Origin of the sequence: Natranaerofaba carboxydovora (genome assembly GCF_022539405.1) — a bacterium.
Classification (GTDB): domain Bacteria; phylum Bacillota; class Natranaerobiia; order Natranaerobiales; family Natranaerofabaceae; genus Natranaerofaba; species Natranaerofaba carboxydovora.
Window position 1 is genome coordinate 1,826,442 of sequence record NZ_CP054394.1, and the last position, 25,732, is coordinate 1,852,173.

The window sequence follows — 25,732 nt, forward strand, 5'->3', positions numbered from 1 at the left end:
CATTTTATATTTAACGATGGGGCTAAAACGATGGGCTGATAAATCTATTTCATTTTGTTTATAAATTGATCTGCTTCAACTGCTGGCATAGTTTTAATTCTGATTGTGCCACGAGAAGCTAGCTCTAAAGATATTTTTTGTATTGTTTCATTATCAGGTGCTTCAACTACATTCAAAAAGTCATAATCTCCTAGCAAAGCATATTGAGAAACTACTCTTCCTCCCATCTCTTCAACATCTTTGTTAACTTCCTTAATCCTTTCAGCGTTATCTTTGATTGTTTTGCAGCCGTCATCAGTCAAGCGACTAAGCAAGATATAAGTAGGCATTACTTTACCCCCCTTTGCTTGTTATTCTTATTAAAATTATAACATATTATTAACATATTATTCATTAAATTTCCTTAATTGTTTGAAAATTAGCTATTATTGTATTTCTTCCACTTTTAAATTCCTTTGCTATATAATATATCATATAATAGATAGTGCAAATATCTAATTAACTCTTAAGGAGACGATATGAATGCATATACCTGGATTAATAATAGCCTCAGTTTTTTTTATTGCTGGTATAGTAGGAACCCTTCTACCAGTCATCCCAGGAGTATTATTTATTTGGCTGGGGATGCTAATTTATGGGTTTTTTATAGATTTTGCAGGACTCTCTGTTAATTTTTACATAATTCAGGGGTTTGCAGCCTTTTTGGTATTAATTGTGGATTATATTGCTACTGCATTTGGAACAAAAAAATTTGGTGGATCAAGAACCGCTACCTGGATGGCAGTTATTGGCCTCCTAATTGGTATTATTACAATTGGAATCCCAGGAATAATTTTCGGGCCTTTTGTAGGAGCTTTGTTAGGTGAATTATTAAGAAAAGTACCTATTAATAAAGCACTTTATTCTAGTTTGGGTACACTTATTGGACTATTAGGAGGTTTTTTATTAAAATTAATTATAGAATTATTGATGATTCTATGGTTTTTTATATCTATAGTTTAGCTATTACCCGTTAGACGTAATATACTGTTAGACATTACTATTATCCCTAGGGGCTCTATTTTTGCCCCGCCAATTGCCAGTTAAGAAAAATGAAAACAAAATTTGTGCTACTGCCAATGATATACCGACCATATTAATCAACACGTCTACTATAGTACCATGCCTACCATCTACAAATGATTGATGATATTCGTCTAATATTGCTATAATAGTTGCAAGAAGAAACGCTCCTGCCACTGCAAGTAATTTGCTTGCTGTATACTCGCGAAGTAACAGAAATACTGCAATTGTTATTACGAAAAACACAACAATATGAGCTATTTTTCTAAGAATAAATTCGATTATACCAGGGTTTTCACTAGCATATTCATAAAAGTCACTGCTAAAAGTTTGGACAGGCCCTAGTTCACCAGGTAAATTAGATGAAATAAAGATAGCTGCTTTTTCAAAACTAACATCCAACAGCCCAAATAAATCGTTTACCTGCTGCAGCACTGGCAGTACTCTTAGTCCAGGGATAGAAGATAAATAGTATAGTGTCCCAAGTAAAACAAATACCAAAAGCCAAGCATGCTTTTTTTGCAAAGTCAGATCCCCCAATTTACGTGATTTTGCTTACAAAATTCTACCATCATAAACTAGTAAAAACAAGTAATCAATTCATATTGTATTCAAGTAATATCGAAACATTAATATCTTGTTTGGAGGAATAAAGTAATGAGATTCGTTAATCTAAATAATATTGAAGAAGGAATGGTATTAGCAAAGCCAGTCTACAACGAAAAAGGTAGTATATTATTACAAGCAGGCGTCAAGTTAAAAAACAATTATATCTCCAAGATTAATGAGTTGGGATATAATGGGATTTATGTTCAAGATGAAAGGCTTGAAGATGTTGAAGTTAAAGAAATTGTAAGTGAAGAACTAAAACGGGAAACCACAAATGAAATGAAAGATACTTTTCAGGATATAAATAGGCAGATGAAAATTTCTAATAAAAAGGTTAATGAAATAAAGAAATCTGTTGATGTGCTTCTAGCCGAAATAATTGAAAATAAAAACCTCATGGTTAACATGATGGACTTAAAAATATTTGATGATTACACATTTCATCATTCAGTTAATGTGACGATTTTATCTGTAATAACAGGGATTTCTTTAGGATTAAACAATTCTGATCTTTACAAACTAGGTTTAGGTGCACTGCTCCACGATGTTGGCAAAGTAAATATTCCAAAAGAAGTACTTAATAAAAGCGGTAAACTTGATGATAAAGAATTTAGTGTTATAAAACAACATCCAGTAGAAGGTTACAAAATTTTAAAACAAAATGACGAGATTCCTACAACATCTTATATGGTTGCACTCCATCATCACGAAAAATTTGCAGGAGAAGGCTATCCTGAAGGGAAAAATGGTAGTGATATCCATTTGTATAGTAGGATTGCAAGTGTAGCAGATGTATATGATGCCTTGGTATCAGACAGGCCATATAGAAAAGGCTTTACCCCCTCAGAAGCTATGGAGTTTATTCTAGGAGGTAGCGGAACAAATTTTGACAGAGATATTGTAACTCATTTTTTCAAAAAAGTAGCTCCCTATCCTGTGGGAACAGAGGTAATATTAAGCGATAATCGTCAGGGTATCGTTATCGAAAATTACGAAATGCACACCCTTCGTCCCAAAATAAGAATTACCAAAGAAAATGGAGCAGATATCTCACCTTATGACATAGATCTAAGGAATAATACTTTAAATTCAGTCACTGTAATATCAACACTAAGTTAATAGTAAATAATAAGAATAATATAGCAGCAATGGTGCCATCTTAATAGTAGAAAATAAAATTAAGGGGGCACCATTAATGAAAAAACTAATTGTCATCCCAGTGATTCTGTTACTTATTATCTCAACTGCGCTACTAGGATGCGAGGCAGAACCTGATAACGGCAATGGAGCAGAAAACGGAGCAGACAACGGTGACAATGGAGCACAAGTAGGGAATGGTCGTGAAGACGGAACTTTTTCAGCTGCATCAGAGGCTGATGATAGAGGTTATGTACATGCAGATGTAACCTTTGAAGATGACGAAATTACCGAAGTAGAGCTGGCTGAATTTAATGACAAAGGTATTGAAAAAGGAGAAGATTATGACTGGGATCCCTTTCATGAAGCTATGGATGAGCTGCCAGAACGTTTCAAAGAAGCAAACGACTCAGACATAGAAGTATACACAGAAGCTACAGGAACCTCTGAAAAAGCAATGGGTGCTGTAGACAAAGCCATCCAAAGAGCAGAAGGCGAGACAGGAGCATTCGATGGTACTTTCCTTGGAACATCTGAGCAAACTGATGACGGTTGGGGAGTAGCTTGGGTAACTTTAGACAACGAGGAAATATCCGAGGTTAAATTAGAAGAAGTCACTTTAACCGACGAAGAAGATGAAGAGTACGAATTTAAAGATGACGACTATCAGTGGGAAGAATGGCATGAAGCAAAAGAAGCCATGCCCGACTGGTTTGTTGAAGAAAATTCCTCAGAGGTAGATGTATACACAGACGCAACTGAAAGTTCCGAAATGTGGATGGAAGCCGTAGAAGATGCCCTACAAAAAGCTGGCCGAGAAGAAGAAGCCGGAGAAGGTGAAACAGAAGACGAAGAAGAAGTTGGAGAAGAGGAAAATGGAGAGGAATAACTTAAATGTCAAATGAATAGGTTAATTCAGTAAAGGAAGGGATTTCTTCTTTGATTCTCAATCAAAAAATCCCTTCCTTATTTTATTAATATTGATGATTATACTGCAAAAAGTAAATCATTTGATAAGGCGAAGAATATTTTGCGCCAGGATTTTTTCTAAATCCTCACCGGAGAATATCTCTTTTATTTTCATACACTCATCTACTGGGTCACCAAAAGGATAATCACTTCCAAAGATCATCCTATCGGTTCCATGATTTTCTGCAAAATCTTTTATTTCAAAAGGACTTGCCAAAGATGTATCAACATAAACACTGGGATTTTCAAAAATTCCTTTTTCCTTTAATCTACTATAACCCCCGTTTAAACTCCCCATATGGGGAATTATTGTTGTTGTTCTGCTTCTAAATTCATCAATTAATTTTATCGTGTTAGAGAACTCTTCTTCAAGCAAGACGGGCAGTTTATTTGCACATATGTATTCAATCAAATCCTTACATTCATCCTTTTCGTACTGATAATTCGGTTCGCTGGCATGCCTGTGCCATTTTATACCACAAAAATCATTCCAGGGAATCATAAAGTCATTCCAAACAAACCAATAAATATAGATATTCTCATCTTTTAACGTCCTAAGATATTCATGAACTTTTCTTCTACTCTCTTTATATTTTTCGCTGTCGATAAAGTTTCGGTCGGCTCTATCATAGATCTCTTCAACAGGAGAAAATATCACACCTCCATCTATCCCACCTTGCTTCCAAATAGAATTAAGTCTTTCAAAGGTAAGCGTCAAACCACAATGAGCATGGGCATCCAAAATTAACAATATTATTTACCCCTTTCTTGCAAATAATTGTTTATCCCCTCTAATCCTTCTAGCCCACCACAGGCGATGGATATGTGAGGGGGCGATATATGATATTCCCTGGGGTTTACTCTAATAACAGCAGCATCATAACTCCTAGCAATACGTTCACTCAAGTTTCTAATTGTAGGCACAGCCGTCCCTGCCCCTATTTCAATCACGGCAATATTCTCATCTTGATATTCGTCCAAAAACTGCCTAAACCTATCTTCCTGTTTGCCAGAGCGCTCACCAACCCACGAAAAGTCTCCAAACATTAAAATGTTTGGCCTCGCAGTCCCGCCACAATTGGGACAAAGGGGAACATTATTAGATCTCATGCTATCTTTATCTATTTCAAATTCTTCATCATTATCCCAAATATCATCACTACATGGCCTAACGCACTGCAAATGATGTATAGAACCATGAACTTCAAAAATCTTGTCGTCAGGATAACTAGCTTTTTGAAACTGACCATCCACGTTAGATGTAGCAATAAAATAATCGAGCCCAAACTCTCTGATCCAATCCTTCAAGATCTTATAACCCTCATGGGGTTCTGTTTTTCTATATAGGTTAACCCGATGTCCATAAAATCCCCAACCAAAAGAAGGATCTTTAGAAAAATGAGCAGGGTTTGCAGCATCCATAAAATTAATCCCTAACCGCTTATATAACGGATAAGCTTTCCAAAAACCCTCTTTGCCTCTAAAGTCGGGAAGGCCACTGTCCACGCCCATGCCAGCACCTGTATTAACAATAATTGCACTTGCCCTGTTAATCACTTGAGCTGCTTTTTCAAATTCCTTTTCTAGCTCCATTTTTACCTTCACCTCCCACCGTGCGACCAGTTTTAAAATAAAATTAATGTTGATTCTAGTGTAAAAAGTCATATGAACAAAGTCTTGTTTTTTATTACAACCAACGCCTATTCTATTTTTATTAAAGCTATAACTTTATTTCCCTTGTGATTATAGTAAATTATATCACTAATCATTGCTGACATTAAGACTCCTCTACCTCTTTCTTTTTCGCCACTTAACTCTATCTCTTTCCTTAATTTTTGCTGCCAGTCAAACCCTTCTCCTTCATCTTCTATTACTGCCATAAGATACTTCTGTTCAACATAAATAATATCTACTCTAACATTCTTTTCTTTATTTAACTGATTGCCATGTTCAATGGCATTAGCAGTAAGCTCATGAAGAGCCATTAAGAAGTATTGGCTTTCTTCAACAGGTGGAAGTTTAGATTGAACATCTTTGTCTAACCAGTTTAACTCTTCTAACTCACTACGCAGTTCGTATGAAAATGACATCTTATTTTGTCTGTATACCTGAAAAACCACCAAGGTTATATCATCATCTCCCTGAAGGATACCATTATTAAAATTGACATAATCATTTTTGATTGCTTCTATGATTAATTCAGGAGGGCAATTGCTATACTTATAAAAAACATTTTTCAATCTATTCCCATAATATTTCCCATCTACAACCTGTTCGGAAAGCCCATCTGATGAAATTAATACCGTTGAGCCGGGAGCTAAATCCCTTCTCAAACTCTGAAAATTGAGCATATCCTTCGGGACAGCAGAAGAAATAGGAAGTCCCACATTATTGAGAAAATACTCTTTGCCATCACCAAAGTCAACAATAGGGGGTTCATGAAATCCAGCTCCTGTATACTTCAACTCATAATTTTTCTGATCAAATACTACTATATATATACATATAAAAAAGTCATCGGGATAGCCCTCATTCAGGTATCTATCAGTCACAAACTCTAAAATCCTACCCGGACTAATTTCTCCTTCACACAAAGAAATATAGGTATCTATAGTATTTTTGATAAAAGAACTCATCATAGCACTATCTAATCCGTGCCCTGTAACATCAGATATGTATAGAACAACCTGATTATCTTTTTTGACAACATTGTAAAAGTCTCCACCTATCATCTCAGCAGGCTGATAAAATGCCGAAACCGACAAATTATCCACTTCCGGGAAAATAACCGGCAGTGCTTTTTCATGCATTTCTTTAGCTTTATTGATCTCCTTATCTAATCTTTCATACAAAGTTTCAAGCTCAATATAATAGTTATCAAGCTCTTCTTCCATTACCCTTTGCTCTGTTACATCTCTTGCAATACCCATTAGCTCAAATTTCCCTTGTTTTTCTTCAAGTATAGAAGTTTTAACATCAACCCATCTCCATTCTCCGCTTTTATGTTTTAGCCTGTATTCTATACTTATATAACTAACATTTTGACCATCTTTTTCTCTGTACTCGTAAATCCTGCTGTCTAGGCTTTTCTTAATTTTTTCCCTATCGTCAGGATGAACAAAAGACATAAAGTCTCTATTTATAATCTCAGGCAATTTATAGCCAAGGTATTCATAACAGTTTGGAGATATATAAGTAAAATAACCTTTATGATCTATAGCAAATATAATATCATTTGCATTTTCAATAAAATTTCTAAATTTCTCTTCACTCTTTTCTAACTCTTCTTGCACTCTTTTTTGTTCAGTTATATCCTGTACAGCACCATAAGCTTTTGTTGGCCTATTTTTGTAATCATATTCTATTTCTGCTAACTCCCTTACCCATTTAATACCATTTTTAGTGTAGATTCGATGCTCAATATTATATTCCTTAAACCCTTTTGCTGCTTTTAACCACTCTTTACTTACATAATCTCTATCATCCGGATGAACTAACGATAAAAAGTATTCATAAGTAATGGGAGTCTTATCATTTATTTCAAATATTTGATACGTTCTTTTACACCATCTTAATTTATTTGTCTTTATATCAAGTTCCCAACTGCCCAGCTTAGCCATCTTTTGTGCTCTAGCCATCTGGGCTTCTCTATCTTTTAGCGCTTCTCTTGATTTTTCCACCTCTGTTATATCTCTGGCTGTAGAAAGCACAGAACTCACTTCTACTTTTTCATCAAATTCGGGTATTAATCTCCAATCAAAAACTTTCTTATAACCATTAATACCCTCATATTCAAACCTGTCATACTTTGGCTCCCCGGTCTTAAAGACACTTTTGATTTTACTTTCCCAATATTCAGACATCTCCCTTGCAAATCCCAATTCGTAATGCGTCTTACCTATAAATTCACTGCATGGGATACCAGTCAGCTCTTCTGTGGCTTTATTCACATAAATATGCCTAATCTCCCTATCAAACCTCATGATAATATCAGGAGAGTTCTCAGCAAGGGCCTTATACATTTGCTCTTTTTCTATTAACTTCCTTTTCATCTCTACCTCATCTGATATGTCATAAAATATACAGGCAAAGTAGCCAGGTTTATCACCAAAAACAGTAACGTAGTACCATTTATCTAGGGGGGCAAAATAACTTTCAAAGTTCACATATCCTCCACTATCAGCTACTGCCGCAAACTGCTCGATCCATGAACCATCTATATCAGGGAAAATTTCTTTTGCTCTTTTATCAATAACTTCTTCACTTGACAGATCAGTCAGGATTTCAAATGCATAATTTACTTTTAAGAAGATATAATCAATAGGTTTATTATCTTCATCATAAACCATCCTGCTGTAAAAAAAACCTTCAGGCAGTAATTCAAGCAGCCTGCGATATTGATCTTTAGAAAAAACCATAATAAAGCCCCTCTCTAATAACTCTTTCTGATGTCTGTTTTATCCTGTGGGAAAAGATTTTCTTCTTTTTGCTAAACAATTCCTTCCTAGCAAGTAAGGTTTTACGAAATTTTCACATCTGATCATCAGTTAAAAAATATTAAAAAACTTCCTACTATAACCACTAAGCCACCAACAATCAGTCTTGATGTAATCAAATCATGCTTTTTCAATATAAAAGCACTTAAGATAATAGCAAAAATCGGCTGAGTAGAAGACAAAGAATTTACTATTGATACAGGAGCAAGGTCAAGAGCTACAAAGATGCTGTAAGTTGCAAGACTATACCATATTCCTACTATAACATAAGAATAGCTAAAACTTTCTTTTTTTAATACCTTTTTAATGTCTAGCTGATTGGTTAATAAAGAATAAATAGTAACAAATAATAGTGAAACTATGCTGCCAACAACAACCCCGATAAAAGGGCTTCCATAAAAATCTGTCCCTAACTTCCTGAAAACATTTCCTGCTCCAAGGGACAGTCCAGCCAATATGCCAAGTACAATGCCTAGTTTTAAAGTTTTCTTACTTATTATGTTTGCTTTACTAGCTATGTTAGAGTTAATACTATTTTTATCATTAGCTAATTTTTGGCTGTCCAGAGTTATTATTAATACCCCACCAAGCACTATCAAAATTCCAAAAAGCTCAAAAATATTTAATTTTTCATTTAATACTGTTACTCCAAGTATAACCGTAAAAACAGGGGCAGTTATTTTTAAAACCGATGCCCTTGATGCTTTTACCTTTTCTATACTAGAAAACAGTAACACCCTTGCCAAAAAAGAAGTAAGTATACCTGCCAAAACATAAAAAGATATCCCCCAAAAATTATAAGCAGGCAGGTCCACATATATTAAGTAAAATGGTAATATAATCAAGTTAAAAAGGTTATTAACCACCAAACTAACAAAAAGTCCTTCATACCTGTTTAGCTTATCTTCTATTATCCCGTGGTTGACATATATATTGCTAGCTCCATAAAAAAAGGCTGAAAACACAGCCAGAATCTCCCCCATTAGCCTCTCCCCTGCCTCTCAAAAAAAAGAAAAATATAATCACATCAATAACAAATCACCTAATGTATATTAACATGTATCATTTATTCTATATCTTATTCTATATCAAACAGATAAGTCCTACATTAAGTCCTACATTTTCAGTTTTATTTGCTTAACTAACTTTACAACTCTCTAATTTTTGCAGTCCCTTCATAATCAATAGTCAGCGTTTTTTGGCATATAACTACTCCATATTCTTTTTTGGCCCTTTCTACTGAGACAAGGCCTTCTTTAACATCCTTTAATACTTTTTGGGGATCTCTTTTATAAGGATCTCCATAACCACCCGCTCCAGGTGTCTGATAATCTATCACATTTTTTGGTGAAATACGAGTTGTGATCTGTGTTGGTAATCTTTTTTTAGCACCATTACTACTTTCTAGAATATTAACTGAGTTAGAACCAGGTTTACCACCAAAAAGCCCCCAGGGTTTTTTGATCCCTCTTTCTGTGCTTAAGGTAGCATTGGTTTCGTGTTCTAAGATTTTGATTCTTCGATATAGTCCCATACCTCCCCTGTATTTCCCAGGCCCTTCAGTGTCGGGCAACAGCCCATAGCCTTCAACCAATAACGGGTATGAAATCTCAATAACCTCTGTCGGAGTATTTAAGGTATTAGTCATATTGGTGTGAACCCCATCCATACCGTCACTACCATTAACTGCGCCCATACCTCCACCATAAGTTTCCACATAAGAGTAATACTGACCCACTCGTGGATCTATACCACCTAGAGTAAGTAAGCTCATTGTACCCGAACAGGCAGCCATTGCTCTATCCGGCAGTGCTTTAGCAAGAGCACCCAAAACAACATCAGCAATTCGCTGAGAGGTATTAATATTTGCATTTGATACCGGAGCCGGGAAATTTGGATTCACAATAGTTCCTCGTGGTGCAGTTACTTCAATAGATTTAAAAGCTCCTTCATTTGGCGGTACATCCGGGTCAATCATAGATTTTGTCCCGTAATAAACACTAGCAAGGGTAACAGCAAAAGTCGAATTCAAAGAAGCATCTACCTGTTTACTTGTCCCGGTAAAGTCAACAAATATATTTTCATCATTTATCTTAATATTAACTTTAATAGGCAATAGCTTATCATCGCTGTCTTCCCTATTCTTGCTATTCTCTCCGCTTAGCTCAAGATAATCGGCAAAACTATATTCACCATTTTCAAGCTCTCTAATCTTGTTTCTCATTCTTCTTTTGGCATAATTGATTAACTCTTCCATAATTTGGGCCATGAACTTTTCACCGTATTTTTCTTCAAGTTCCACTAATCTTTTACTGCCAACATTAGATGCAGCAAGCTGTGCTTCTAAATCACCTCTTAATTCAAAAGGAGTCCTGACATTGTTTTCGATTAGTTTTAGTATCTCCTTGTCAACCTCTCCTTTTTTGCGTATCTTTAGAGGGGGTATCCTAACTCCTTCTTGAAAAATTTCACTGGCGTTAACAGGCATCCCACCAGCAGATATTCCCCCTATATCAACATGGTGTGCAAGGTTTGCTACTATGGCAAATAGTGAACCACTAGAACTAAAAACCGGGGAAAAGATACAAACATCAGGTAGATGGCTTCCGCTTATGTAAGGATCATTTATAATTATTGCATCACCAGGTTCTAGATTATCTTTTGGGTAATGTTTTAATACTTCTTTAATGACAGTAGGCATTAGCCCAAGGTGAAGAGGGATATGCTCAGCCTGAGCGACAAGATCACCATCTGCAGTATATATAGCTGTTGAACAGTCCCTTCTGTCTTTTATATTAGGCGATAGAGCAGTCCTAATCAGTGTAACTCCCATCTCCTCTGCAATAGATTGCAAAGCATTACGCATAACCTCAAGGGTAACAGGATCCTGCACATTCTTTATATCCTCAACCATAATTTCCAACTCCCCTTTTCCTAGAACTCGCGTACTTCAGACTATGAACAAGTTATCCTTGCTGTAGAAAGATTTTATTTATTTTAGCTAATAAACCCCAATGATTTTTCTACAATAAGCAAGCTTTTGATTTGTACTGTTTTACAACTCCTAGCGAGGCCTGTTTAAGTAACAAAACTTGATTCGAGTGCAAAAAGTCATATGAACAAAGTTTTGTTTTTAATTGCAATATATCTTAATGAGAAAGCAGGAGAAATAAGGTCTAATGACGCCGACGTCATTAGCTAATTGAACTCAGGATGAGTTCTTGAATTAGGACACCTTATTTCAACTGCTGACGAATTTTAGATATATCAATAAAAAACACTATATATGAGTAGACTTTTGCAGTAGAATCAAGCTTCAGAACTGTATGGTTATATTCCTATAAGCATCCACATAAGCCTTTTCTCCCGGCCAAACTAATGTAGTAGAATCAAGCTGTTCGATTACACAAGGACCAGCTAGACTTTGCCCTGGTTTTAGATCGTCTCTATCATAAATAGGTGTTTTCACAAATCCATCATCAAAATAAACATCTCTTTCGCCTATCGGTTTCGCACTTTCTGCTGATACTTCTTCACTTACTAGATTTAGTCCGGGAAGTTTGCCAAAAGCAGTTAATCTGTAATTAACCATCTCAACCTCTTCTTCTCTTCTTTCATAGCCATACAAGCTTAGATGCCTCTTATGAAACTTTTCTTCCATTTTTTTGACTTCATTTTCATCTATTAAACCTTGAGAAGCCTCTATCCCTAGTTCAAAGGCCTGACCTTTGTATCTCATATCCACATATCTTAATAGCTCTATTTCTCCTTCGCCAAAACCTTCTGTATATAATTGTTCTTTTGCTTCTTTTTCCATCTCATCATATTTTTCCTCAATATCACCAGGCCTACTATTAATAGTTGATGTCACCTGGGTACGAACATAATCATGTTTAACATCAGCAGTTAACATCCCCTCAGCAGAAGATATCCCAGGATTTTTGGGGATAATCACTTCTTTCATCCCTAGTTCTCTAGCTAGATATGTTGCGTGCACAGGACCAGCCCCACCAAAAGCCACCAGGGAAAATTCTCTTGGATCGTATCCTTTTTCAACAGATACTACCCTTATCCCCCTAACCATATTAGCCCCAACAACTCTCAAAATACCAGCAGCTGCTTCTTCAACCGAAAGTCCAAAAGTCCTTGCAATCTTCTCATCAATTACGCGCCTTGCACCTTCCAAATCCATCTCCATATTTCCGCCCAAAATATAACCAGGGTTTATACGTCCTAAAACAACATTTGCGTCAGTTACTGTAGGTTCTGTCCCACCTTTTTGGTAACACACAGGTCCCGGAACAGCACCTGCACTGTATGGTCCTACTCTTAGAGCTCCACCTGAATCAATCCAGGCAATACTGCCTCCACCAGAACCTATGGTATTAATATCAATCATGGGCAGTTTGATGGGATAACCACCTATTTGGGCCTCGGTTGTATAGTGAGGTGTTTTGTTCTCCAAAAGGCATACATCCAAACTTGTACCACCCATATCCGCAGTAATTATGTTGTCCCTACCAGTCTGCCAGCAGACAAACCTACCAGCCATAGCCCCACCCGCAGGCCCGGATAAGACAGTCCTAGCACTTGCATCCTGTGCTGTCTTAGAAGTTATTACACCACCATTAGACTGCATTATATAAAGGTCAGATTTTATATCCATCTCTTTTAGTTTCTCATCCAAATAAGATACATAATTGTTCACCTTTGGCATGACATAAGCATTAATTGCAACTGTACTTGTTCTTTCATACTCTCTAAATTCTGCCAAAACCTCAGATGATATTGTCACAAATATTTCCGGGCACTTTTCTGCTAATATTTTTTTAATCTTTTTTTCGTGCTCAGGGTTTATATATGAATGCAAAAGACATACTGCAACAGAATCTACTTCTTCGGCTTTTAGCTTTTCCACTATCCTATCAACAGCTTCAATATCTAGATTTTTATAAATCTCACCGGTATGTAGTATCCTCTCAGGGATTTCAAAACGAAGCCTCCTAGGTATTACAGGTTCTGGCTTTCTTGCCCAAAAGTCATACAGATGAGGCCTCGTTTGGCGTCCTATCTGTAAAACATCTTTAAATCCTTTTGTGGTAATTAAGGCAGTCTTAGCGCCCTTTAACTCCAAAAGGGTATTTGTAGCTACAGTTGTCCCATGAATAAGAAAGTTTATCTTGTTTCCTTTTATTCCCATGTTTTCGATAATCGAATTAATACCATTAATCACTGCCGAAGCAGGGTTATCCGGTGTAGATGGCACCTTTGTAACCAAAACCTGCCCTGTATCTTCATTAATTACACTTATGTCAGTAAAAGTTCCACCAGTATCTATTCCTACCTTATATCCCATAGTTCCCCTCCATTTTTGTGATAATTAGCAGTCTTATTGACAAAGCTAAATTTAGTGAAATATCAAAATAATATCCGAAAGGTTTTGATTATATAGTGAAGCACAAAATAAGCCAGGAAAAGCTAAAAAAGCGCCTGTACAGTCGAAATATTAACAAGTTTGGCTTTGATTTAAACCCCTTTGTTTTTATTTTCAGCACTTCATTCATTATATTTTTCTCTTTATATGCTTTCCTAAACTTAGAACACGCTGGCATGGCTTTTAATATGATCAAGTCTTATGTTATCACAAATTTTGACTGGATCCTAATACTATCAAGTAACTTTTTTATTGTTGTCTGCATCTTTCTTGCTATCTCTAAGCTTGGCAGTGTTAAGATAGGAGGACTAGATAGCGAACCTGAATTTAGTAATTTTTCCTGGTATTCTATGCTGATTTCTGCTGGTATGGGGATAGGTTTGATGTTTTGGGCTGTTGGTGAACCTTTGTTTCATTTTACAAAAACACCACCCATCTTTGAAAGCCAGGATGCTCCTATAACAGCTATGGCAACGACATTTTTACATTGGGGACTTCATCCATGGGGTGTCTATGCTCTTATAGCTTTATCACTTTCATTTTTCACATTTAACAAAAACATGCCGTTATCCCTTCGATCTGCCTTCTATCATCTGCTTAAGGACAGAGTATATGGTATTCCTGGGGATTTGATAGATACCCTTGCAATTATAGCGACATTATTTGGCCTTGCAACGTCTTTGGGGCTAGGGATATTACAAATAAATAGCGGCTTAAATTATTTAGTTGGCCTTAGCTTTAGTGTTGTTGTCCAGGTAATACTTATAATGGTGATAACTTTGTTTGCAATTATTTCTGTCGCTACAGGATTAAGTAAGGGTGTAAGAATCTTATCCGAGATAAATATCAAGCTTGCTGTCCTTTTTGTTTTAGCCATATTTATTCTAGGTCCTTCAAGTTATATAATCGAGTTATTATCTAATTCATTTGGACTATACTTTAACGATATCGTTAAAAATGCTTTCTTTATCTCATCAAGCGATAAGTCATGGCAGGCAGAGTGGACAGTTTTTTATCTTTCCTGGTGGATTTCCTGGTCTCCTTTTGTAGGAATGTTTATTGCAAGGATTTCCAAAGGTAGAACAGTTAGAGAGTTAATACTGGGGGTGCTTATAGTTCCGTCTCTTTTATCATTTATCTGGCTTACCACCCTTGGAGGAACTTCGATATACCTAAACAAAGAAGTTGACGGTTCACTCTTTAACACTGTTCAGGATAGTTTCCCCCTGGCATTATTTGAAATGATCGATATATTAAATATGCCTTTTTTGGCAGAAATATTACGTACGATAATTTTTGTTTTGGTTATATCCCTTGTAGTCTCATACTTCATAACCTCTTCAGATTCTGGCTCTCTTGTAGCAAGCAAAATTAGCTCTGGAGGCAAAATCGATTCTCCACTGGTTCAGCGTATATTTTGGGCTGTTTTGGAAGGTCTTATCGCTGCTACATTGTTAATAATCGGAGGAGAAAAAGCACTTTTTACCTTACAAACTGCTGTAATAAGTACAGGACTTCCTTTATCCATTATCTTTTTAATAATGACATACTCCTTAATAAAAGGCTTGACATATTCTTATGAAAAACAATTTAAAGCAGCAGGCAAGAAGTAACTAGACATTTACTTAAATTTGATTCTGGCACAAAAAGTCATATGAACAATGTTTTGTTTTTAATTGCAAAAAACACTTTACTTATGTGAATAGACTTTTTGTGCCAGAATCAAAATTTACTTAAAATAAAAATTTTCATTAATTATTTCTTCAGCTTCCTCCAAAGTCAAAGGTATCTTCCCTTGATAACCTTTGTCTTGAAGATTCTTAAATAACCTCACAAGCACTGGCGGCAACAACCCTGCTTCAAGAAGGTTATCGCTGTTTACTAACACTTTCTGTGGTTTTCCATAGTCAATTACTTTTCCCTCGGCCAAAAGATATATAGTATCTGCCCAGCTTGACACCCAATTTACATCATGAGTTGTTAATACAACGGTGACTTCTTTTTCCTTATTATAATAATTTAAGAGTTCTTCAACTTCCTTTCTTGAATGTGCATCTAGACTATCTAGGGGCTCATCCAAAATAAGTATCTTAGGATCATGGATGAGCGCTCCCGCTAGAGCTACCTTTTGCTTCTCCCCACCGCTTAGATAATGAGGTATCTTTTGCAGTTTGTCATCTATTCCAAGAATAGTAGCTATTTTGTGGACTTTTTTTTCTATTTCCCCCTGATCTACTCTTTCCTGTCGAAGGGTAAACGCTATATCATCATAAACCCTTGGACCTATTATCTGCTCTTCACAGTTTTGTAGTATTACACCAAGCTTTTTCCTTACTTTGTTAAAATCAGTTGTAGGTGAGAGCCCCGCTACTTTCACAGTACCATTTAGAGGTTTAATAAAGCCCATTATAGTTGACAACAAAGTAGTTTTGCCAGAGCCATTAGCTCCTAGTATAGCAACTTTTTCACCCCGTTCTATTTCAAGAGACTTGTCACTTTCAATGTTAACAACGGTACCATCGGGATAAACATGTCTAAAGTTTTCTACTCTAATAATCCAATCCATTGAACCACCGCTCCCATAATTACTAGAACTCCTAAAGAAAGTACCAGGTAATCTTCCTTCTTCCATACCTCATTATAGTTAGATGTTGGTACAAAACCATCATAACCGCGAAGGGCAAAAACTTGATACATACGTTCACTGACATTAAAGGCTTGTATAAATAAAAGCCCTAACATTGAAGCTGTGTTTTTTAAATCATATAATAATTGTCCAGGCCTAAACCCACCTCTAATTTTAATAGTTCTTATTAGGTTTTGACTTTTATGTAACAATATAAAGACACCTCTATAGGTGAAGAAAAAAATATCACTTAACAGTGACGGCATTATTTTTGACAAAACTGAAAACAAATCAACATAAGGTGTGGTACAAAATAAAAATATCAATATAAGAGCTGCTCCTAATGCCCTTAATATAATTATTAGTGAAACCATATAAGAACCCTGACCCAAAATTAGGGCAAAAATAATACTAAAAAATGCAGGATATATTGCATAATGACCAATTTTAACTATACTAATCCCAGCTGCAAAATAAAGTAAAAATATAAAACTCAAAGTCAAAACAAGATAAAAGATATTAGTCCCGGTTATGATTGAAGCCAATATCCCTCCAGTAAGAAATATTTTTGCCGCAGGTCTTGCTCTATGAAAAAAGCTGTCCCCTTTATTAGCAATAAAATCTATTCTCGCAAGGTGCATTAGTCTTCAAACCTTTCGCTATTGTGGTCTTCAAAGTAGTTAATATCATTAACTCCTATAGCAGAAATCATATCCGGTCTAATGGAATTTACATACCTAACAATAAGCGAAGTAACCCCTGCTTCTAGTACTAATCCGGATAATAAAATTACCCCAAGGGCTCCCCATCCTGTTAAAGTAAAGATATGGACATCTTGAATAATTTCATTTAACTCCCCATCATTAGAACCATCTGAATTATTATAATCTTGATTATGGTCACTTATATGGTCATGAACATGATGCCTATCATCTTCTTTTCCATTCTGCTTCACATATTCATGTTCCTTTTCATATCTATGACTGTTATCATGCTCGTGATCATGTTCGTGGCTATGATCATGCTCACATACCGGCAAAGCCTCTCCATAGCCTGCAGTCGCACCCACTATACCTACCATCAATACCAAAGACAAAATCACAGCTGGTACCACAGAAAAAAAAGCAGCCCTAGCAGGCGAAAAATTCCTAACAAAACTTCTAAAAAGATAAGCCCCAACTAAAACCTCTGCACCAATAACAATGGTATTCAAGCCAACAATAGTTATCCCACCATGACCTACCAAAGAAAGAATAAAGTTCACAATAAAAACTGCAACAAACCCAAGACCTGGCCCTACAATGATCCCTGTCAACACTGCCATGCTAAGGTGTATCGGTATAAATCCAAGAGGTACACTCATAGCAATAAGCATAAAAGCAGCAGCCATCGCTACTCTTGGTATTCTACTTGTAGCTTCGAACCTGTTCATCTTATGCAAGATCAAAAGCAAAATTATAAAGGTAGCAATATAGCCTCCGAGCCACCAGGCAATAGGCAAAATACCATCAGGAAGGTGAATATGGCTCACCCAAATCCCTCCTAACATAGAAGCAAAAACGCAAGTCACTTGCATTTTTGTTTATTTTAAGCTTTAACAAAAACCCTGTCAATATTTTATATTTTTTTCATGTTTATCGTATTCATTATTTCAGGAATTTTTTCTATTCTATCGGGGAACTTTACACAGGCGAACAGGTAATTGCAGGTACATTTCTGTTATGATAAAATTTTTTTAACTAAATAACTCAAATTACTTTAAAACTATTAGGAGAGTTTTACTATGGACAAAGAAAGTGCTTACACTTTATTAAATAAATCTGGTTTAAGAAAAACTTCTGGCAGGGTTGCTATTCTAAATTGTTTGATTAAAGAACAAAAACCCCTTACTCAGCAGGAAATTGCGGAAAAACTAACTGATGTAAATTTGAATGAAGTTAGTATTTATAGAGCCCTTGAAGCATTTGATAAGGCAGGAATCATCCACCGCGTAGAAGGTTTGGACAAAGTATGGCGATTTGCAGTTTCTTACCACCCGCTATCGGGGAACTGTCATCCACATTTTATCTGTACAGAGTGCGGGAGGGTAGAGTGTTTAACCGATTTAGAAGTTCCCAAACTCACCCCAAAGAATTACACTCATAAGATAAAAAGCAGGGAGATGATATTAAAAGGATATTGTGAGGAGTGTACTTAGTTTTCAGATATGTCTTTTCTTAAAGTTTTGATTTAACTGCAAAAAGTCATATGAACAAAGTTTTGTTTTTAATTACAATACATCTTGATGAGAAGGCAGCCTTATTTCGACCGCTGACGAGTTTTAGATGTATCAATTAAAAACAATATAACTTTTGTGAATAGACTTTTTGCAGTTAAGTCAGCTTTGTTATAGAAGGTCACTTATGAAGACAAACTCAAGTAAGCCGACAGCTCATTTATATCCTGGATATTTTCAAGGGAGTAAACTTCTTCGATAAACTTTTCTTGTTGATCCTGGGTCATTTTATCCGCAAGAGACTTGAATTTTAAGATCAGTTCATCATCACAAAGTGGGTTTTCAGGATCTCCTTTTGGATGCTCTATTTTACTGTTAAAGACCCTGCCATCCACAGTTTTAATTTCTACCTCACACGGCCATTTTTTGGGGAATTCAGTTTCTAAGTTAGAGTCTCTACTACAGCTCACCTTTTTCATCAAATCTTTTACCTCTATAGAATTTATAACCTCTTCATTATACTCATCTAAGAAAGCACGTTTTTTTAGGATAGCAATTGAGACAGCGTAGGGTAAGCTAAACTGCGCATCTACTACATTCTCAGGATTTTGTTTTTTCTCCCAAGGTTCACCTACAAGCTGCATGCCCGGACCAACCAACTTTACGTTAACCTCTTCAACCTGATCAGCAGTAATATCGTTATTTTTTACTAGATCTAATGTAGCATCAATAGGAGACTGGTTGTACCTGCAGCAGGCATGAGGCTTGATACTGGTATTTAGGGTCAAAAATTCACTTCCTAGGTTTTCAACTGACAACTCTGGCTTTGAATCATCTGAATAAGAATTTAAAAATCCATATTTACCTTCAATCCCTCTCATAGGACCTTTGAATCCACAGGAAGCAAGCTTTGCTCCAATATAACCGCTGTGCGCTGACCAACCAGGATGAAAGCGCTTAGTCCATGTCCCATCATTCAAAAACTCTAAGGAAGAAGCAGCTTGGCTAGTAGAAATACCAAAGGCACTAATAAGCTCATCTGAGCTAAGGCCCATAAGTTTGCCTACAGTCACAGCAGCAGCGAACGTTCCGGTGGTACCAGTAGGATGAAATCCACATTTATAATGTGCTGTAGGGTTAACTGCCCTTCCTAGTCGAATCATCACTTCATAGCCGGCTACTACTGCTGTAATAAAATCTTTCCCATTAGCTCCTGTCTCTTCAGCTGCTGAGATAGCAGCAGGGAACACTACTACCCCCGGATGTATAGAAGCTTCATTAACTACATCATCAAGCTCAAGGCTGTGAGAAAAGATGCCATTTGCCAGGCATGAATATTCATACCTGGCCTTAAATTCTGTACCCGCTACCACGCTACCATTTTCTTCATCAATTTCTTTAAACCCATCTAACTTAGCTAACATTTGAAGTACAGGTTTACTAGACTCCATCTCTGCGCCTTTATAGCTAAGCCCTGCATAGTCAATCAAGAGACGCTTTATCGAATCATTTACTTCCACTGGTATATCTTCATAGTTAAGTGATACTACAAAATCGGCCAACTTCTTTTCTATGTCATTGTACTCACTGTATTCCATTTAATTACCTCCCTTAAAACGAAATAAATTCCCCTGGATGTATCAATTAAAAATTGATTATGGTGCAAAAAGTCATATGAACAAAGTTTTGTTTTTAATTGCAATACATCTTGGTGAGGAAGCAGGAGAAATAAGGTCTAATGACAGGAAGTCATTAGCTAATCGAACTCAGGATGAGTTCATTGATTTGGAAACCTTATTTCGACTGCTGACGAATCTTAGATGTATCAATTAAAAACACTTTAGTTGTGTGAATCTATGAATTTTCAGCCTTTGAAAGATAATCAGGGAACAAAAGCGGCGAATCTTCATTTTCTTCAAGTATAGCATCTATGCCTACCTGTTGAAGCTCTTTCTTATGATTATCTAAATGCTCTAATGTAAGCTTTTCAGATTTAACTTCTTCTATATCTTCTAATTTACCTGCGGCATTAAGTCCTGCCCTTCTACCAAACACCATAACGTCCAAAAGAGAATTTCCAGCTAGCCTATTTCTTCCGTGTACTCCTCCTGAATTTTCACCAGCAGCAAACAGATTTCCAACATTTGTTTCACATTTTTCATCAATTTCAATCCCGCCATTTTGATAATGAAGTGTTGGGTAGATTAGTATAGGCTCTTTTCTCATATCAATTTCGAAGCGTCCAAACTGTCTTACCATAGCAGGAAAATTATTTAATAATGTTCCCTCACCGTGAATTGCTTCTAACAAAGGAGTATCAAGCCAAACTCCATCAAGGCCAGTAGGTGTCTTGATTCCTTTGCCTTTCTCACTGCATTCTCTTATTATAGCGGCAGCTTCCACATCTCTGGGTTCAAGATGATGTACAAAGAGCTCTCCTTCTATATTCACAGGGGTTGCCCCCATGCCCCTTAATTTTTCTGTAACCAGTTGACCTAATATTTGAGGCGGAAAAGCCGCTCCTGTAGGATGGTATTGTATTGTATCCATATATTTTAGCCCTGCTCCAGCCCGATACGCCATCACAAGAGCATCACCAGTAGCCCCGTAATGATTGGTTGTAGGAAAACCTTGAAAATGAAGTCTTCCAGAACCACCTGAAGCAAGGATTACTGTTTTGGCCTTAACAACTACATATCTATTAGTTTCTACATCATAAAGCACAGCACCAGAAGCACTACCTTTGTCATCAAGGATTATATCCATCGCAGGACAAAACTCAAACACTGAGATTTCTTTGTTATATACTTCATCCCTCAAAACCCTCATAATATCTGCCCCGGTGTAATCTCTTGCAGCGTGCATCCTCTTCCTGGAGGTGCCTCCACCATGATTTGGCTTTAAAGTTCCATCCTCTTTTTTGTCAAAATTAACACCTAAATCCTCGAGCCACTTAATTATACCAGGCCCATCATGAACAAGAGTATATACAAGTTCGGGTAAGTTTGTGAAGTGGCCTCCACCCATAGCATCCAAATAATGAATACTAGGCGAATCATGAGGTAAAGTAGCTGCCTGTATTCCTCCCTGGGCCATCATGGTATTACAATCTCCAAGGCGAAGCTTTGTAGCAAGTAAAACAGAAGCACCTTCACTTCTGGCCGACAAGGCAGCTGCGGCGCCAGCCCCGCCACCACCAATAATAAGTACATCCACGTTATAATCAGGCTCATCCAAATTTATATTGCTAACATCTATTCGGCTCGGTTTTTTAAGTAATTTGACTAGTTCTCTAGGCGCTCTATCACCTTTGTTTTTCCCCAATGGTATTTCTTCAAAGCTTTCCTCTACATAATCCGGGTGAAAATTTCTAAGTACATCTTCTCTTTGCTTAGGGGTCATACGATCAAACTCTATACCTTTTCTTTTCGGACGTGTCTCATCTACTTTTTTAATTAATTCCCTCATATATGGCGGATACATAAAGTTCAACCTCCTGTTTGTTGTTGTTATAAATCTAGCTAAGCTAACTTAACTTTTGCATCTAACAAAGGAGCATGCTGCTGTGCCCCGTATACATCTGTATCATTCACTCCTCCAGACGAGACCTCTCTCAAAACCGTTATTTTAATTGCATCTGCCGGCGGATAAAAGTGAATTCCAAGTACTTTGTCTTCAGAAAAACCATACAAATTAGCAACTAATCCTGGAGTGAGGCTTTTTCCTCGCTTAACCTTTTCGAGGTCTTCTTTTGAATTGAAAATAATATCAAAAGTAAGCTGATAAGGTCCGGCATTTTTACTTCTAATTACTTTTGCAACATCCCTTAATTTTGCTTCACTCACATTACTTCCCTCCAATATCTTCTATTTTTATAGGAAAAGTTTTTACCGGATCTATATTTTCTATCAGATGGTGTATAGAAAATTCATAAACCTCCCCCGCTTCAATGTCAGAAGGGGAATATGGAAATGCTAGGTTCCCTGCCGTTGATAAACGCCCTTCATAACCTATATGAAGCATCGTAGAGCGAGCAAAGCTCAAAACAGTATTAGCAAGTTCCTGAGTTTTTGAAACCGCCTCTATGATGATGCCTATTTCATGCCCTTTATTTGGGGACGGTTCTAGTGCTCCCATTACTCCGTTATACCCATATAACCTAAAGTTTAAAGTTCCTTCTGTTTTACCAAAATTATCATATACACTGTCTTTTACTTTTTGAATAATATCTTCTATGTTATCTATCATTACAGGGTCCCTGGTGCCTGCGATACTTATCGAACGATACCCAACTAGTTTCGCACCTTCCAATTTAATAGCATAAGGTTTTTCTACAAATTTGGTTCCTGAGACTTTAACAGTTTTTTCATCAACCTGCTCATATTTTGTCTCTGTTAGATCAAGCTCACCTCCCGGACCATGTAGATGAAAAGGATCCGACTTCTCATATAGTGAGTGAGCAGCTACTGAATCAGGGGTACAGCTCCTCTCATTACCTAAAGGAAACAAGGTAAAATGATCATCTTTTAAAATACCAAACATACAATCTCTTCCACTCCCGGGTTTGGCTGCAATTGCAGCACATTCAAGTATTTTCCCAAGATGTAGAGAAAGTCCCGGGTCAAAGCCTTCGCTTATTGGTTTTGCCGCAAAACACACAGGATCGTATGCCCTTCCTGCCAAAATAACCCGAGCACCTTCTACAAGGGCTTTTTGAAATGGTTCTATCCCCATTTGACCTACTATGCGATTTGTATTTTCTATATCCTCTCTAGTTAACGAAGACACTCCTGTAAGGGGAGTTATCTCTTTTGCATTTTGTTTCGTCATTACAAAATCTTTTGAAAAATCAGCATCTATTCTCGCCATCCTAAAAGATAAGTCGTTTTCATGAGCGATTTCTTTAATTATTTCTTCATTCCAATCAACATGTTCTTTCGCCCCACTACCACCAGCAGTACCTATCAGTACCGGTATATCCTCATTAACAGCTGCTTCTAAAATTATTTCTAAATCTCTTTTTACAGCAGTCCTATCAGTAAATGACTTGCCTTTACCAAGATAATATGGACCAGGATCGATTGAACCAGCATCAATTCCTATAAGATGAGGCTTTAAGTCCATAGCTTTTTTAAAACTTTCTATTGGAAATCCATAACCCAAAATAGCCGTTGGTGCAAGAAGCCTTATTTCTCCCATAAGTTACCCTCCCGTATTAGACGCTATTTTCTTAATTTTGCTTATAGTTATAATTTTATAGACACATATAAAATCCCTTTTTAATAATTGGATATTCTAAAAGCCAAAAAGACTGCTTCATCAAGCGTAAATATGCTAGTTAAACAAAAAAAGCTCCCCCTTCTTTGAGGTAAGGGGAGCATACATGTGTCAATCATTTATTATATAAAAACTTTTGTTCTTGAGTTCTTTTAATAGAGCTTTTTTGGCATTTTCTATATGCACTTTAGTTTTTTCTCCTGCCTTTTTGGCATCATTATTTTGACAAGCCTCTATTATTTCCATATGTTCATAAAAAGAGTTTTTTCCCTGGTCTGAAATAATATCAAAGGTATAACGAGGGAATTTATTCCAAAGATCTCTTAACATCTCTAATAGATAAGAAAACCCGCAACATTCATATAAAGTAAAGTGGAACTTTTCATTAGTTTCTAGCATTTTGTCATAACTTCTGTCATTAGCTGCTTTTTCAAAAAGTTTATTTAACTCAAGAAGATAATTAATTTTTTCACTTGTCAGGTGAGGAACAGCTAACTCTACAGCCATCTGTTCTAAAGTCTTTCTAAGCATGTACACCTCATTAAGATGCTCATGATCGAAAGTACTAACTACAGCACCTTTATTATGTTTACGAACAATTAATCCTTCTTTTTCTAGTTTTTGAATAGCTTCTCTAACAGGCATTCGACTGGCATTCATTTTTTTAGCTAACTCTTCCTGCTTTAATCTTTCCCCGACTTTTAATCTACCTTCTAGTATTTCCTCTCTTAGAAAAAGGTAAATCTGATCCCTTAAAGCAAGCGGTTCATTCATGATTTTTTCACCTTCACTAAAAATATTTTATTACTCACTATTATAAACTATCTCTTCTTCAATGTCTTCTGTCATTTCTATTATATTTTCCATTAAAATGCCTGATTTTAATTTTATCAAATCATTATCTTCTTTTTCCACAGCTCTCTGAAGATCATCGAGATTAATATCAAGGTTTTCTAAAGTTTCATCTACATCTTCACTTTCAAGCTCCTGTTTTAAGTTCTCTAAAATCTCATACATTTCATCAACGTTTTCATTTGCTTTTTCATAATTATCTCCAACTGCTAAGAGAACAACATCCCTTGTCAAATATTTCAAGTCCTGGCCTTCAGCAATAACATTTTCCACTGAAGCAGCTATATAATCTGACATGTAACGCGTCAGTTCATTTCCAGAAACCAATAGTTCAAAATAGTTTTCTTCAATACTATAGGCTGTTATATCATCTAAATGCTCATCAAATCCACTTAACGAATCTGTCAACTCTTCTTTATTCATTAACTCAGATTTTATTTCATTCCATAGATCATGTATTTCTGTAACATTACTTCTTACCTCATCCCAAAGTTCTTTTTGATTCTCAGGATACTCTGGATCTTCTTCTAATTCTCTAATTACAATTTCACTGATTATAGTTTTTTCAAAAGTTATCTCATTTTCATCGTTTTCATCATCTGCTTGAGTTTCAACCGAGTTATTTTCTTCGTCATCATTATTTTCATCTTCATTTTCACCATTATTCTCTTCTTTAGTTTCATCATCTTCATCATTGTCTTCTTCATTAGTCACAATATCTAAAACAGGAGCTATATCTGCTAACTGCATAGTTTCAATTACCTTCATTTCTAATTCCAATATCTCTTCGTACATGTTTTCTCCTTCACTATCATTACCTTCTTTTCCATCTTCTTCGCCACAACCCGATAGTGGGAATACTAATAGCATAAAAAATAAAAGGAAATAAATTATTTGATTTAATTTTTTTCTAAAAAACATACTATCACCTCTCTAGTGATAGTATAACCTTGTTAGACATCTTCAAATCATAATAGCAAGCCAAAAATAAAACAAGGTAGAAAGATTAACTTCTACCTTGTTTTATTAAGTGATTCACAAATGTCTATTGTAAC

At 36.2% G+C, this 25,732-nt stretch carries 23 protein-coding genes; 6 read left to right on the plus strand and 17 right to left on the minus strand.

The features are described 5' to 3' along the window. Positions 1 to 44: 44 nt before the first annotated feature. Positions 45 to 329, minus strand: coding sequence for a GYD domain-containing protein (locus ACONDI_RS08755; protein ID WP_241078156.1), 285 nt, complete (start codon positions 327 to 329; stop codon positions 45 to 47). Positions 330 to 522: 193 nt separating this feature from the next. Between ACONDI_RS08755 and ACONDI_RS08760 the strand changes: the two genes are divergently transcribed. Further along, positions 523 to 1,002, plus strand: a complete 480-nt coding sequence (locus ACONDI_RS08760; protein ID WP_241078157.1) for a DUF456 domain-containing protein — start codon at positions 523 to 525, stop codon at positions 1,000 to 1,002. Positions 1,003 to 1,029: 27 nt separating this feature from the next. Here ACONDI_RS08760 and ACONDI_RS08765 read toward each other — a convergent pair whose 3' ends face one another. Further along, the gene (locus tag ACONDI_RS08765; RefSeq protein ID WP_241078158.1) at positions 1,030 to 1,587 is read right to left on the minus strand and encodes a VanZ family protein; all 558 of its coding nucleotides are present in this window, start codon (positions 1,585 to 1,587) and stop codon (positions 1,030 to 1,032) included. Between the two features lie 132 nt (positions 1,588 to 1,719). On the opposite strand from ACONDI_RS08765, the gene ACONDI_RS08770 reads away from it, so the two are divergent. Together ACONDI_RS08770 and ACONDI_RS08775 are read left to right on the plus strand one after the other, a co-directional pair. After that, on the plus strand, positions 1,720 to 2,790 hold the full coding sequence (locus tag ACONDI_RS08770; protein ID WP_241078159.1) for an HD-GYP domain-containing protein: 1,071 nt from the start codon (positions 1,720 to 1,722) through the stop codon (positions 2,788 to 2,790). A gap of 76 nt (positions 2,791 to 2,866) precedes the next feature. Further along, a complete protein-coding gene (locus ACONDI_RS08775) occupies positions 2,867 to 3,697 on the plus strand; it encodes an FMN-binding protein (RefSeq protein ID WP_241078160.1) in 831 nt (276 codons plus the stop codon). Positions 3,698 to 3,814: 117 nt separating this feature from the next. Here the strand turns inward: ACONDI_RS08775 and ACONDI_RS08780 are convergent, their stop codons facing one another. The 6 genes from ACONDI_RS08780 to ACONDI_RS08805 all read right to left on the minus strand — a co-directional run bounded on the left by ACONDI_RS08780 (position 3,815) and on the right by ACONDI_RS08805 (position 13,629). Next, positions 3,815 to 4,528: an amidohydrolase family protein gene (locus tag ACONDI_RS08780; protein ID WP_241078161.1), complete on the minus strand. Its 714-nt coding sequence runs from the start codon at positions 4,526 to 4,528 to the stop codon at positions 3,815 to 3,817. A gap of 2 nt (positions 4,529 to 4,530) precedes the next feature. After that, the gene (locus tag ACONDI_RS08785; RefSeq protein ID WP_241078162.1) at positions 4,531 to 5,370 is read right to left on the minus strand and encodes an SIR2 family NAD-dependent protein deacylase; all 840 of its coding nucleotides are present in this window, start codon (positions 5,368 to 5,370) and stop codon (positions 4,531 to 4,533) included. Positions 5,371 to 5,477: 107 nt separating this feature from the next. Beyond that, entirely contained in the window at positions 5,478 to 8,195 is a 2,718-nt protein-coding gene (locus ACONDI_RS08790) for a SpoIIE family protein phosphatase (RefSeq protein ID WP_241078163.1), read from the minus strand. 125 nt (positions 8,196 to 8,320) lie between these two features. Next, complete coding sequence (locus tag ACONDI_RS08795) at positions 8,321 to 9,256, minus strand: DMT family transporter (protein WP_241078164.1); 936 nt, start codon at positions 9,254 to 9,256, stop codon at positions 8,321 to 8,323. A 164-nt stretch (positions 9,257 to 9,420) separates the two neighbouring features. Continuing rightward, the gene (locus tag ACONDI_RS08800) at positions 9,421 to 11,187 is read right to left on the minus strand and encodes a hydantoinase B/oxoprolinase family protein (RefSeq protein WP_241078165.1); all 1,767 of its coding nucleotides are present in this window, start codon (positions 11,185 to 11,187) and stop codon (positions 9,421 to 9,423) included. 402 nt (positions 11,188 to 11,589) lie between these two features. Continuing rightward, entirely contained in the window at positions 11,590 to 13,629 is a 2,040-nt protein-coding gene (locus ACONDI_RS08805) for a hydantoinase/oxoprolinase family protein (protein WP_241078166.1), read from the minus strand. 95 nt (positions 13,630 to 13,724) lie between these two features. Between ACONDI_RS08805 and ACONDI_RS08810 the strand changes: the two genes are divergently transcribed. Continuing rightward, the gene (locus ACONDI_RS08810; RefSeq protein ID WP_241078167.1) at positions 13,725 to 15,320 is read left to right on the plus strand and encodes a BCCT family transporter; all 1,596 of its coding nucleotides are present in this window, start codon (positions 13,725 to 13,727) and stop codon (positions 15,318 to 15,320) included. A gap of 116 nt (positions 15,321 to 15,436) precedes the next feature. Here ACONDI_RS08810 and ACONDI_RS08815 read toward each other — a convergent pair whose 3' ends face one another. From ACONDI_RS08815 to ACONDI_RS08825, 3 genes are read right to left on the minus strand one after another with little or no spacing between them, the layout of a single operon-like run. Beyond that, positions 15,437 to 16,273, minus strand: coding sequence for an energy-coupling factor ABC transporter ATP-binding protein (locus tag ACONDI_RS08815; protein WP_241078168.1), 837 nt, complete (start codon positions 16,271 to 16,273; stop codon positions 15,437 to 15,439). Further along, on the minus strand, positions 16,252 to 16,974 hold the full coding sequence (locus ACONDI_RS08820) for an energy-coupling factor transporter transmembrane component T family protein (protein WP_241078169.1): 723 nt from the start codon (positions 16,972 to 16,974) through the stop codon (positions 16,252 to 16,254). Before ACONDI_RS08820 ends, ACONDI_RS08815 begins: the two co-directional genes overlap by 22 nt. Beyond that, positions 16,974 to 17,864: an energy-coupling factor ABC transporter permease gene (locus tag ACONDI_RS08825; RefSeq protein ID WP_241078170.1), complete on the minus strand. Its 891-nt coding sequence runs from the start codon at positions 17,862 to 17,864 to the stop codon at positions 16,974 to 16,976. Before ACONDI_RS08825 ends, ACONDI_RS08820 begins: the two co-directional genes overlap by 1 nt. A gap of 252 nt (positions 17,865 to 18,116) precedes the next feature. Here ACONDI_RS08825 and ACONDI_RS08830 point away from each other — a divergent pair, with 252 nt between their 5' ends. Then, the gene (locus ACONDI_RS08830) at positions 18,117 to 18,530 is read left to right on the plus strand and encodes a Fur family transcriptional regulator (RefSeq protein ID WP_241078171.1); all 414 of its coding nucleotides are present in this window, start codon (positions 18,117 to 18,119) and stop codon (positions 18,528 to 18,530) included. 203 nt (positions 18,531 to 18,733) lie between these two features. On the opposite strand, the gene ACONDI_RS08835 is transcribed toward ACONDI_RS08830, so the two are convergent. After that, positions 18,734 to 20,146, minus strand: a complete 1,413-nt coding sequence (locus ACONDI_RS08835; RefSeq protein ID WP_241078172.1) for an MmgE/PrpD family protein — start codon at positions 20,144 to 20,146, stop codon at positions 18,734 to 18,736. Between the two features lie 76 nt (positions 20,147 to 20,222). Here ACONDI_RS08835 and ACONDI_RS08840 point away from each other — a divergent pair, with 76 nt between their 5' ends. Further along, the gene (locus tag ACONDI_RS08840; protein ID WP_241078173.1) at positions 20,223 to 20,381 is read left to right on the plus strand and encodes a hypothetical protein; all 159 of its coding nucleotides are present in this window, start codon (positions 20,223 to 20,225) and stop codon (positions 20,379 to 20,381) included. Positions 20,382 to 20,402: 21 nt separating this feature from the next. Here the strand turns inward: ACONDI_RS08840 and ACONDI_RS08845 are convergent, their stop codons facing one another. The 5 genes from ACONDI_RS08845 to ACONDI_RS08865 form a co-directional block, all read right to left on the minus strand. Next, on the minus strand, positions 20,403 to 22,031 hold the full coding sequence (locus ACONDI_RS08845) for an FAD-dependent oxidoreductase (RefSeq protein ID WP_241078174.1): 1,629 nt from the start codon (positions 22,029 to 22,031) through the stop codon (positions 20,403 to 20,405). 38 nt (positions 22,032 to 22,069) lie between these two features. Next, positions 22,070 to 22,393 (minus strand): DUF4387 domain-containing protein, encoded by a 324-nt coding sequence (locus tag ACONDI_RS08850; RefSeq protein WP_241078175.1) that lies wholly within the window; start codon positions 22,391 to 22,393, stop codon positions 22,070 to 22,072. A gap of 1 nt (position 22,394) precedes the next feature. Beyond that, the gene (locus ACONDI_RS08855) at positions 22,395 to 23,747 is read right to left on the minus strand and encodes an acyclic terpene utilization AtuA family protein (protein WP_241078176.1); all 1,353 of its coding nucleotides are present in this window, start codon (positions 23,745 to 23,747) and stop codon (positions 22,395 to 22,397) included. 189 nt (positions 23,748 to 23,936) lie between these two features. Further along, positions 23,937 to 24,599: a GntR family transcriptional regulator gene (locus ACONDI_RS08860; RefSeq protein ID WP_241078177.1), complete on the minus strand. Its 663-nt coding sequence runs from the start codon at positions 24,597 to 24,599 to the stop codon at positions 23,937 to 23,939. A 30-nt stretch (positions 24,600 to 24,629) separates the two neighbouring features. Next, entirely contained in the window at positions 24,630 to 25,598 is a 969-nt protein-coding gene (locus ACONDI_RS08865; protein ID WP_241078178.1) for a DNA repair protein RecN, read from the minus strand. Positions 25,599 to 25,732: the final 134 nt, after the last annotated feature.